This is a genomic window from Phyllobacterium sp. P5_D12, assembly GCF_054049495.1.
In genome coordinates this window covers 1-11,070 of record NZ_JBFUMG010000107.1, presented here as the reverse complement: position 1 = coordinate 11,070, position 11,070 = coordinate 1, and the positions used below count along the sequence as shown (strand labels likewise).

Genomic DNA, 11,070 nt, shown 5'->3' with positions numbered 1-11,070 from the left:
CCGTGACACGGAGTAACGATAGCAGCCTGACAGTACCCAATTTACCCAGAATAGCCCTTTATACGCGCGATTCTATTAGTCCAAAGGGACACAGCGGGGCTCATCCTTCAGGAGGAACTGCTTCTCACTTCTCCTAAATGGTGCCGCGTGAATGGCAGCGGTATTCTCCATGAAAAGCATTCCGTACGGCCGTGACGAGGTGAAAACATCTTGCACGAGGGATGCACAATCAGCTGGAGGTGTGTCTTGTTTGTTTGGATCACCAATTGTCTCGCAGCTATGGCAGTCAGTGCCTTGCTGATCGTTGTTTTGAAGAAGGTGTCGCACGCCTGCTCTCTTGTCGATTATCCTGACAGGAGAAAACTGCATGATGGCGTCGTGCCCCTGTGCGGCGGTATCGCGATATTCGCTGCCTTCACAATGGTCATGCTCGTTCAGGGAAACGAGCCGCTGCTCGCCCTGAACTTCTGGGTCGGCCTCCTCATCACGATTATTGTGGGCGTGATCGACGATCGCAATGAACTCTCGGCAACGAAGCGCCTCGCCGCGCAATTTGTTGCAGCAATTATACTGGTCAATCCTCTGTCAGGATCGACCATTGTGACCGGCATCGCACTTCCGCCTGCCCTGCTTAGCATATCTTTCCCGCTCCTTACGGTCGTGGCTATTTTGTTCGTAGTTGGCCTGATCAACTCCTGGAACATGATCGATGGCATAGATGGTTTGGCGGGCGGGAGTGCGGCCGTGGCTCTTTTCTGGCTCGCTGTGGTCGCCGGATGGAAAGGCGCGGGCGAACTGGTGCTGCCGATCGTCGTGCTGTTGGCTGCCGTCAGCGGTTTCCTTGCATTCAACATGCGCAGCCCCTGGATCGCGCGTGCCAAGATATTTCTGGGAGATGCGGGTAGCACAACGCTCGGCGCTGCCATCGCCTATCTGATAATTCGCTTGTCAACCCATACACACATCGCGTTTTCCGTACTCCTTTGGATCGTCGCAATTCCCGTGATCGATACGCTCAGCCTGATTGTCCGGCGGCTTTATGCGGGCCGCAGCCCGTTGGCGGCTGATCGCTCGCACCTCCATCATCTCTTGCTCGACAGGTCGATTTCGCCACGGACGACGACCAATATCATTCTTGGAGCTTCGGCATTGTGCGGTGGGATAGGATCTTTCGGCATCATTATCGAAGCTTCGAACTATCTGATGACGGTTGCCCTGCTGATACCACTCGCAGCGCATTCCGCCTTCGTGTTTCTCTCGAGCGAGACGGGCACAGAGTGGGTGGAACAGTCCCGTTCTGCCGCTGTCGCCCAGTTGAACCCGATGCCGCCTGCCCCGATTCGCGCCGAAATAGGCATGTCCCATACGCCTCAGCCGCCTAGTGCCAACAATAACGCCGGCATGTTTTCAGATGCCGTTTAAGCTAGCCAAAAGTGTGGAGTAATCCCTTGTCAATATCCGTCCTGATCATGACCTTGAATGAAGAAGAGAGCTTGCCGGCATGTTTGGCTTCGCTGACATGGTGCGACGATATCGTCGTGCTGGATTCCTATAGTACCGACAAAACCCTCGAGATTGCCAAGGCCGCCGGCGCGCGCGTCTATCAACACAAGTATGAGACCGAAACAAAACAGCGCATGTATGGACTGAAGGAAATCGAATTCAAGCACAAATGGGTCTATATGCCCGACGCTGACGAGATCACTCCCGAGGACCTGCGCGACGAAATGCTGGCGATCGCTGACGATCCGGACAGGCCCGAAGCAATGTTCAGCGCTCGCTACAAGAACATGTTCATGGGTCGCTGGATCAAGCATAGCAGCCTTTATCCCACGTGGATTACGCGCCTCGCCCGACCGGAACGTATCCAGTATGAGCGCGAATGTCATTCGCGTCCCGTTGGCGATGGTCCRACCGGCCGCCTGCAGTCGCATTTCGTTCACTACAGTTTCAATAAGGGAATGACGGCCTGGTTCGACAAGCATAACCGCTATTCGGGTTTCGAGGCGCGCGAGTCCTTGCAGATCCTGCGCAGCAAGAAAATTCCATGGACCTCTTTCTTCAGTGCCACACCAGAAGCCAGACGGCGGGCGCTCAAGGAGTTCTCGTATCGCCTGCCATTTCGTCCCGCTKCCAGATTCGCCTATATGTATTTTCTCCGCGGCGGTTTCCTCGACGGCTGGCAGGGTTATCATTACTGCCGGCTCATCGCATCATATGAATACATGATCGTTATCAAGATGAGAGAATTGCAGCGGCGAGAACTCGGCCTTTCCGTATGACACGTGCCCAAACCCACCCTGGATTGAACATTCGGCAACGGCGCGCCCGCAAGCGATCGCGCAAGTGGTTCTTCGCCGGCCTTGGTCTCGCCGCGGTGCTGGCGATATCCGCCGCCCCCTTGGCGCTTTTCCTGGCCGACCCGCTGCTGACGATTCGCGATCCAATCGGCAAAGCAGACGTGATCGTCGTTCTTGGGGGAGATGGTCCCTCACGGGCCACCAGAGCCGCAGGCTTGTGGCAGACCGGTGTCGCGCCAAGGGTCTTGGTCAGCGGCGACGGCGACTGTTACTGGATACGGGAGGCAATGATCGACCAAGGGGTCGACAGAAGCGCCATTGCCGTCGAGTGCCAATCGGGAACGACTTGGGAGAATGCGCTTTTCACATCACCGATCCTCAAGCAAATGAATGTCCGCAGCGCCGTTCTCGTGACGAGCTGGTATCACTCGCGCCGAGCCATAGCGAGTTTTGAAGCTGCGTCCGAAGATATCCGCTGGATGTCGGTTCCAGTGGAACCACGCCAGCCACTCGAGAAGGTCGCATTTGGTCCCGATGGAATTCAGATCGTGAAAGAGTATCCAAAGACGGTCTGGTACGCCATTCGCCATTTTCTCGGCCTGGAATCCACCCGCATTCCGGCGCCATTTCCGTCGCGGGAGGCGAGAACATGAACTGGCTTCTGACATGGTTAATGCTGGGAACGGTGCTCATGCTGCTCCTGTGGGGCATGCTGAAGCACGAACGCATCTATCAGTTTCCTTTTCTGGTGGGCGTGATCACTTTCGCTTTCATTCTGCCGCAGATTCCGGCACTGGCGGATGATCGTTTTCTGCCGGAAGGCGGGTATGCGAAGACGATCGCTTTCACGATCGTTTGTCTTTCGATGTGCTGGTTGGGGTGGTCTTCAAACGCCAGGCCCTTTGCCTTTTTTCGCTGGGATTTCGATGAAAAACGCTTGTTAATCGCGGCTTTTTTCCTTTCTCTCACAGGCGCGTACTTTTACTACAAGCTCAGCCGGTTGCCGGGTGAGATGATGGTTGGCGTGCAGATCAGCGGCGCGCCGGTCGCGTGGCTCTTTTTCGCACGCTTTATGAGCTATGGCATGGCCATCGCCGTTCTGTGTTTTGCCCGCCGCTATTCGTGGACCGCTGCATTTATCATTAGCGTCGATCTGATGTTTTATTTCGACCGGATTGTCGTCACCGGAAAGCGCGCGGAAGCAGTCGAGCTAATCATCATTTTTGCGCTGGCATTCTGGTATTATAAGGGCTGGGTCATACCGCGAACCATCATGCTGGCGGGCGTTCTTATCGGTAMGGTCCTGCTGAATAGCATGGGTGATTATCGCACGATTACGAGGGCCAATTCGGCGCCCGTGTGGCAGGACATCGCTCAAATCAACGTGGCCGCCAATTTCGATGATTTGCTGAAAAATGGTGGTCCGGAAATGCGGAATGCCATTTGGCGCCTTCATCATACAGAAGAGACGATGGACTTCGACTATGGCAAGTTCCACTGGAACAGGCTGGTCTTCAATTATGTACCAGCACAGCTCGTCGGAGCGAAGTTCAAAGAGTCACTCATGATGACAATGCCCGTCGCGGCACGCGATTACGATCCGCTGACAGGTACGACTGAGACGGGTATGGCCGATGCGTTTCAGTCCTTCTGGTATTTTGGCGCCCTAAAGTTTCTTCTCCTCGCCTATCTGATGAGCCGCTTGTGGGCCTCGGCGAAGAGCGGAGAGATGTCGGCGCAACTCGTATACATATTTTCGATTGTACCCRCCATTCATGCCATATCACACCAGACGGACTGGGTTCTGACTGTCTGGGTTCACATGCTGATATTCTTGCTGCCGACATTGGTGTGGTGCCGGAGTCGTTCGCCAGATCTCCATCCGTACTATTCGAGCGGAATGTCGCTTCCTGCTAACTTTGGCGTGGCAACAGCCCGATAAGGAAAGTCATATCATGCGATCACGCTACAGCGATCCAACATTCGACAGCACGGCGCAGCCCCTGCCGCGCTTGGGCGGTGCCACGTTTGCATTTCGCTTCCGGCTGATGAGACTATTCTGGACGATCTGCTGGATATTGCTTGCAGCCTGGACGCCATCGTTTTTATATCCCTGGAGAGGCTGGCTCCTCCGGCGGTTCGGCGCGCGCATTCATTCGACCGCAATCGTGCGGAGCAGCGTGAAGATATGGTGGCCCGGAAACCTTACCATGGGGCGGCACGCTTCCATGGGACCGGGTGTTATCTGTTACAACGTCGCGGAAATCACGCTTGAGGACTTCGCTATCGTGTCACAGCGTTCCCATCTGTGCACGGGCACCCATGACGTCAATGATCCAGGATTTCCGTTGAAGAGCAGGCCCATTTCAATGGGATCCAATGCCTGGATCGCAGCCGAAGCGTTTGTGGGACCCGGGGTCATCGTTGGCGAGGGAGCGGTGCTCGGCGCCAGGGGAGTTGCCTTCAGCAAGCTCGATCCATGGACGATTTACGTTGGAAATCCGGCAAAAGCTGTCAAAGGGCGCAACGGGGATGCTGCAGCTCAGTGATCCGTAGCAGCCACAAGTCTACCTGTGCTAGATAGAGTCTTTGGATTGTGATTGGGAGCATATCCCTGGATCGTCAATTCGGCGATGCGCGGCCATGTGTAATTCTCGCGCACAAGCCGYTGACCATTCTGCCCCATGGTCGATGCCATTGCCGGATTGTCCAAGACACTTGCGAGCGCGGAAGCAACGTCGGCCGGATCAAGTGGAACCACCAAGCCAGCATTTGCCGTTCCAACTTCTGGAAAGTGACACGCATCGCTGATTACTACTGGCAGACCGCAAGCCAGAGCCTCGGTAATAGCGACGCTGAAACCTTCTTGGCGGCTCGGAAGACAAAAGCAGCTGGCATCGACCAAAGCGCGCAATTTGTCTCCACCATATATGGGGCCGATCAAATGAACCCGATCCGCGATATGCAGTCGATCGATCTGGGTTACGAAACCTTCCCGGGCTCCGCCATCCGGGCCAGCGACAACAAGATCGACGTCTGGGTGAGACCCGGCGACCAGCTTGAAAGCGTCCGCAAGAATGTCCAAGCCCTTCTTGGTATGGAGTCTGGACAGGAAGAGAATGACACGCTTTTCACGGGCAAGAGAAAGCCGCTGGTGAAAGAAACCTGCCGCTGGGAGATCAGCGAACTCTTCCAAGAATATGCCGTTCGGTATCGTGAGAGTCGGTGCTTTAAGGCGAAGTGGCTCAAGCAGCCGGGATTCGTCGTTGTTGAGCGTCACCAAAAATTTAGCCTGATCAAGCATCTTGCGATACCCAAGAAGCAACGCGATCCGCTTCTTCAATTGTTTTTGCTTCATGCTCCAGGCATCGAGCATACCGTGTGGCTGGACGCAGTACGGGATGCGGCTCGATCTTGCCGTATTTGCAGCACTTCTGAGAATAGGCTCCCACACGCCATGAATGTGGACGAACGACGCGCCCTTCAACACCTGGCGCAACTGGCGGGAACCTTCGACGCACAATATCTGTTCCACCCGGTCCGGATCATCCAGCAAGTGCCAATGAACAAGCGCAACGAATGGAACGTCTTGAGCAGATTTGAATGCTCGCTTTTCAACTTCCGTGCCGCCATAGCTAATAATGTGAACGTCGTGGCCCAGTGCAGACTGGGCAGCTGCCAATCGCACACAGCCACTCTGCGGGCCTCCTTGGGCAGGATCGATCGAAGATATGACATGGACTATTTTCATGCGACACACACGGGCGCGCGCTGCTCAGTAAGACCCGATAGTGCGGAAAGCAAACGTTTGCCGTAACGTTCAACAGTGAAGTCCGCGGCGCGCGCCACAGCGCTTTCCGACATTGCCGCGCGCATCCCGACATTGTCTGCCAACGTAGTGATCGCTTTTGCTATCGCCGTGCCGTCGCGAATAGGAACAATGAAGCCATCGATCCCGTCGCGGACCACGCTGCCGGCGTTTTCGGTGCAGACGACGGGGAGCCCGGCGGCTAGTGCTTCATAAACAGCAGTTGCCGAGCCTTCGCAAATGGAGGGAAGAAGGAAGACATCGGCCCACTCATACTCTGCAGCCATCTCTGCACGCGGGACGATTCCCCGGAGTTCGACATGCTTCGAAAGATGAGCCGTAACACGCTCGGGAAGGCTGCTCGGACCTGCCATGCGAAAGATCGCCGATGGGCCGAGCAAACGCGCTGCCTCTGCAACATAAGGTGAACCCTTTCGAAGACCTACTTGTCCCACGGTCAACACGCGCAAAGGCCCGCCAATTCGAATAATGTCCTGAGGCGGGTATTGCGGATCTATGCCATACGGAACGACCACACATCGTTCAGCTTTTCCGCCGCGTGCAATGACGTTGCGTCGGACGAATTCCGAAGGACATAGGATAATGTCCGCCAGCTCCCACTCGGCTTTCTCGCGCTCTGCAAAAATCTTGGCATGTGCATTGTCAGTATGTGGTCCGGCCCAATCAGGAAAACTTTGCTGCTCGCTCCCAACCAGCTCTTCAACAACTTCACGCGGGGCAATCATCTGTTCGACTACAGTCCACATGCCTTGCTGTTTTGCCGCAACCATTTGCTCCAGCGCATCGCCGGCAAAAGCGTAAAGGCCCGCTGCGCCATGAAAGCCGCTTGAAACCACCAAACGCGAAAATTCGGAGCCGGCCCATACGGCGTGTTCCGTTTCTTCGACCACGTTCGCAAGGCGAAGCCTGCGGACCGCCGAGCGGAGACCGAAACCAGGAAAGGTCGAGATCAATTCCGGTGTTACACCTTTTGGGACGCGTCCAACGAGGCGTTTAACCGAAGAGGGAAGGAGGTTCTTTGGAAGACCGTTGACAAGGCGCGGCCAGCTTTTGGTTGCGCAAATGTCGGTGTAAAAATGTGCGAGCTGATTTTCGGATGCAAAGATGCGGGGCACGGCGTAATGCATGCGAGCACCCAGCTGGCTAACGACAACAGTACCGCTCATTCTGCGGGCTCATAAACAGAAGATTTTGATGGAAGCCCCGTCGGCTTATCGAACCTGAGCATGACGTCCGACCATGCAGCTACGGCGCTCTCCCGTGAAAACAGAGTCTCCAGGACACGTCTTGCGTTTTGACCGTTCTGCAAACGACGTTCGGGGGAGTTTCTCATCTCGAGGATGACATCCGCGAGTCTTCTTCCCTCGCCGATTTCCACAGCCGCGCCGCAGTCTTCAGCGGCCACCACGCGCGCTACCTCGCCGTTTGGATCGCCGACGAAGAGAGTTGGCCGGCCAGCCGCCAGGATTCCATAAAACTTGCTCGGAACGATGCAATGTTCGAGCCGAGGCAAAAGCGACACGATATGAGCATCGGCCGCGCTCAGGCTTTCAGCAATATGTTCGGCCGGCTGAAGCGGTTTGAAAACTACATTCTTCAAACTACGATTCCGCACAACCTCTTCGACGTGGGCCCTCTGCTGGCCGCCACCAATCATTAGAAACTGAATATCGTCATGCCCACTCAAAAGCACCGCCGCTTCCAACAGTGTCGAGAAGTCGTGGGCGCGACCAAAGTTGCCCGAATAGCCAACAACGAACTTCTCCTGCAAACCCCAGCTCGCCCGCAGGCTGTTGGATGCCGGTTCCACGGGATAGATCTCATCGCCATCGGACCAGTGGTGCATGACAAAAACCTGTTTCTCGGGGAAACCGCGTTCGGTGAGATAGGCTGCCATCGTTGCGGTCGGACAAACGATCATGGCCGATTTGCGCATCGACCAGTTGCGCATCGATCGGCTGACCGTCCCTGACAAGCTCTTGTTCGACAGCATGCCAAGTTCCATGGCGACTTCAGGGAAAAGGTCCATGATCCAATTGACCATTCGCGCCCGACGCCAACGAATGGGCAAAGAAGTGGTGACGGAGAGCAAGGGTGGATCGGTACAGACGACACAGACGTCGCCGCTTCTGAGATTCCACAAACACCAGAGGAATGCAGAGACGTGGAAGGTTAGATAATCGATAGCCCGCCCGAGAACATTGCTCCGTCCGAACCGTGTAGCCCATAGCCGGCTTACCTTGACCCCCGACACCACTTCTTCCGCTGGCAGTGTCACGTCAGGTTGATCGTGCGGTGTGCGACTAGCGATTGCCGCGACTTCAAAGCCGCGACGCGCCAATGCGAACGCCAGGCCCGACACCATGCGGCTCGTTGCTGATTGATCAGGTGAGAAATAGCGGTTTGCAAATACAATTTTCATTTGTGGATGCCTCAAGCCCGGGCCGTCTGTCAGACACAGATTCTTGGTCCTGATTGTCGCAGTTCGCAGTTGGCGAACAAGTTCAACAAAGGCACTACGGCGCTCAGCGACTGGTCATCCCGCCTACTCCTTCCGGAGAGGTTGCGGTCGATTACCACCCCTTTTAGAGGCCCTAGTCCGCCCGATATGCCTTGTATTCCCTAAGGTTGGGAGCTGATCTTATCCCTATTGCCGAAGTGTATCGCGCTGTACGCCATATATACTGGAATCCATTAACTCGCTTCCTCCGACTGCATTTCAAGAGTGTGCAATGGACCATGGTCACGGCCCACATTCGATGAGCTGTCTTCGAAAAGCGAACCATCATCCACGAAGAAGGGCGGAATGATCTCCATGGTTGAGTCGGAAAATCACCACTTCGATCTCCGGGGTAAACGAGTATGGGTAGCAGGGCACACCGGTCTTGTGGGCTCCGCGCTGACACGGCGCCTCCAGTCCGAAGGTTGCGAATTGCTTGAAGTTACCCATGATGATCTCGACCTGACGCGGCAGCTTGAAACGGAAGAATGGATGGCTAGCGCGCGACCTGATGCCATCTTCATCGCTGCGGCGAGAGTTGGCGGAATCATTGCAAATTCGACATACCCAGCTGATTTTCTCTACGACAACGCGATGATCGGCATGAACATCATGCATGCCGCACATAAGCTTGGCGTTCAAAAATTACTGTGGCTGGGGTCGAGCTGTATTTTCCCGAAATATGCCGAACAGCCGATCCGGGAGAGTTCCTTGCTCACCGGCGCGCTAGAGCCAACTAACGAAGCTTACGCGGTAGCAAAGATCGCCGGACTCAAGCTTGCCGAAGCCTATGCGCGGCAATATGGACAGAATTTCCTGACCGCGATGCCGACAAGTCTCTATGGCCCCAACGACAATTTCGATCCGCAGAATTCCCACGTTCTTCCGGCGCTTATACGCAAAATGTATGAGGCCAAAATCTCGGGAAGTCCGACAGTTGTAGTGTGGGGTACGGGGACACCGCGGCGCGAATTCCTGCATGTCGATGATCTGGCCGACGCCTGCGTATTCATCATGAAGCAGTATACTGGGCCTGAATTTATCAATATCGGGTCGGGACACGAAATCTCGATTCATGATGCCGCGATCTTGATTGCGAAGATTGTTGGCTATGACGGGTCCATCGTGTTCGATACATCGAAGCCGGACGGTACACCGCGAAAGCTGGTCGATCCTACACGTTTGCAGGATATGGGCTGGAAGCCGAGCATCGATCTCGAGACCGGACTGACCGATCTCTATATGCGTTGGCAACAGTCGATGCTCACATCAACCAATATCGCGCCGATTGCTTCGGCCGCACGTTAGACTTAACGCCAAGGATTAAGAAAGCAGCCAGGTCATGACCTGGCTGCTTTCTTATTTACAAGGATCGCTCCTGGATTGGCCTAACCGGGCGGATTGATGCTGTTTGCTGCGACATCCTTCGGAACTGCCAATTGGGCTCGTAGGATATCGCCCGCCTTGATCGGATCGTGTTCAGTCAACTCCGATTCCTGATACTCACCGTTTACAATCCGCGCGACGGAGAAAGTCAGCCTCACAGACTGGTCGCGCGTTGTTGCGCGCTGCGCCGTCGCACCAATCTCAGCCATCGTCTGGACGATGAAGGCCAGTCGCTTTCTCAGGCGAATGAGATCCAGCTCAATGTCACGCAATTGATTGGCGGCGTCGTTTGCCCGCTGCTCGTTCAGAGCTAGCAGGCGCTGCCCGATAGCGTTTTCATTTTGCCGCGCGCGTGCGAGAAATGAACCGAATTCAAGGGCATCGCGGCGCATGGCGGAAAGTTGCCTTTGGCTGTCCCTCAATGTCGACTGTGCCGTGAGCCCCTGCGATACAAGCTTCTCGGAAGATCCTACATTCTGTTCCAGAAGAGAAATTTCCTCGTTACGAAGCTTGGTACTTTTTTCTAGCGTATCGATCTCTTCGCGATAATTCTGTTTCTGGTCCTGAAGAGCTTTTTCTTCGCTGTGCAAGGCTGCCAAACGCAAATCGAAAACCCGACGCTCGGAGTCGACCACCTGCTGCCGGGCCGGCAAATCATCCGTAATGGTTTCCTTGTCCAGAACGTATTCAAACGGCTTTTCGTCGAGCTCCGCCTGGAGGCGCGCACGCCTCACGTCTTGGGCGAACACTTGCAGAGACGTGTCCGAATAGTCCTGACGCGCAGTGACCAGCTGGGTCCCTGCTGTGTCCATCTTGTCCGACGCCTCTTTCAAGCCACCGCTCAGTGCGAACAGTTCGAGCGCAATCATACCGGGGCGAAATTCATATTTACCCGGCTTCTGGACATCGCCAATGACAAACACCGGCGCATATTCCTTCATTGCCACGGAGACTGAGAGCCCCGGGATGTGTTGAAGCAGCTTCTGGCTGATGGTGCTGCTGATTTCCGCAATGGTTTGATTTGCAACGGGGATATTGCCAAGAATGGGATATCC

General features: G+C 55.3%; 10 protein-coding genes. 6 read left to right on the top strand and 4 right to left on the bottom strand.

Going from position 1 to position 11,070, the window contains the following annotated elements; all coding sequences use genetic code 11:
* Positions 1-246 precede the first annotated feature (246 nt).
* The 5 genes from ACXJ5O_RS09830 to ACXJ5O_RS09810 are packed head-to-tail and all read left to right on the top strand — an operon-like array spanning position 247 to position 4,849.
* Positions 247-1,422, top strand: coding sequence for an MraY family glycosyltransferase (locus ACXJ5O_RS09830; protein ID WP_457299728.1), 1,176 nt, complete (start codon positions 247-249; stop codon positions 1,420-1,422).
* A gap of 26 nt (positions 1,423-1,448) precedes the next feature.
* Positions 1,449-2,282, top strand: coding sequence for a glycosyltransferase family 2 protein (locus ACXJ5O_RS09825; protein WP_457299727.1), 834 nt, complete (start codon positions 1,449-1,451; stop codon positions 2,280-2,282).
* Positions 2,279-2,953, top strand: a complete 675-nt coding sequence (locus tag ACXJ5O_RS09820) for a YdcF family protein (RefSeq protein WP_271892723.1) — start codon at positions 2,279-2,281, stop codon at positions 2,951-2,953. The genes ACXJ5O_RS09825 and ACXJ5O_RS09820 overlap by 4 nt, the downstream gene beginning before the upstream one ends.
* Positions 2,950-4,242 (top strand): hypothetical protein, encoded by a 1,293-nt coding sequence (locus ACXJ5O_RS09815; protein WP_457299726.1) that lies wholly within the window; start codon positions 2,950-2,952, stop codon positions 4,240-4,242. The genes ACXJ5O_RS09820 and ACXJ5O_RS09815 overlap by 4 nt, the downstream gene beginning before the upstream one ends.
* 13 nt (positions 4,243-4,255) lie before the next feature.
* Entirely contained in the window at positions 4,256-4,849 is a 594-nt protein-coding gene (locus ACXJ5O_RS09810; RefSeq protein ID WP_457299725.1) for a putative colanic acid biosynthesis acetyltransferase, read from the top strand.
* Here the strand turns inward: ACXJ5O_RS09810 and ACXJ5O_RS09805 are convergent.
* From ACXJ5O_RS09805 to ACXJ5O_RS09795, 3 genes are read right to left on the bottom strand one after another with little or no spacing between them, the layout of a single operon-like run.
* Complete coding sequence (locus ACXJ5O_RS09805; protein WP_457299724.1) at positions 4,843-6,051, bottom strand: glycosyltransferase; 1,209 nt, start codon at positions 6,049-6,051, stop codon at positions 4,843-4,845. The genes ACXJ5O_RS09810 and ACXJ5O_RS09805 overlap by 7 nt on opposite strands.
* Positions 6,048-7,295: a glycosyltransferase family 4 protein gene (locus ACXJ5O_RS09800; RefSeq protein ID WP_457299723.1), complete on the bottom strand. Its 1,248-nt coding sequence runs from the start codon at positions 7,293-7,295 to the stop codon at positions 6,048-6,050. The genes ACXJ5O_RS09805 and ACXJ5O_RS09800 overlap by 4 nt, the downstream gene beginning before the upstream one ends.
* Positions 7,292-8,551, bottom strand: coding sequence for a glycosyltransferase family 4 protein (locus tag ACXJ5O_RS09795; RefSeq protein ID WP_457299722.1), 1,260 nt, complete (start codon positions 8,549-8,551; stop codon positions 7,292-7,294). The genes ACXJ5O_RS09800 and ACXJ5O_RS09795 overlap by 4 nt, the downstream gene beginning before the upstream one ends.
* Positions 8,552-8,935: 384 nt before the next feature.
* Between ACXJ5O_RS09795 and ACXJ5O_RS09790 the strand changes: the two genes are divergently transcribed.
* Positions 8,936-9,937, top strand: coding sequence for a GDP-L-fucose synthase family protein (locus ACXJ5O_RS09790; protein ID WP_457299721.1), 1,002 nt, complete (start codon positions 8,936-8,938; stop codon positions 9,935-9,937).
* An 80-nt stretch (positions 9,938-10,017) separates the two neighbouring features.
* On the opposite strand, the gene ACXJ5O_RS09785 is transcribed toward ACXJ5O_RS09790, so the two are convergent.
* Positions 10,018-11,070 (bottom strand): polysaccharide biosynthesis/export family protein (locus ACXJ5O_RS09785; protein ID WP_457299720.1); only part of this gene is annotated, 1,053 nt, incomplete at its 5' end.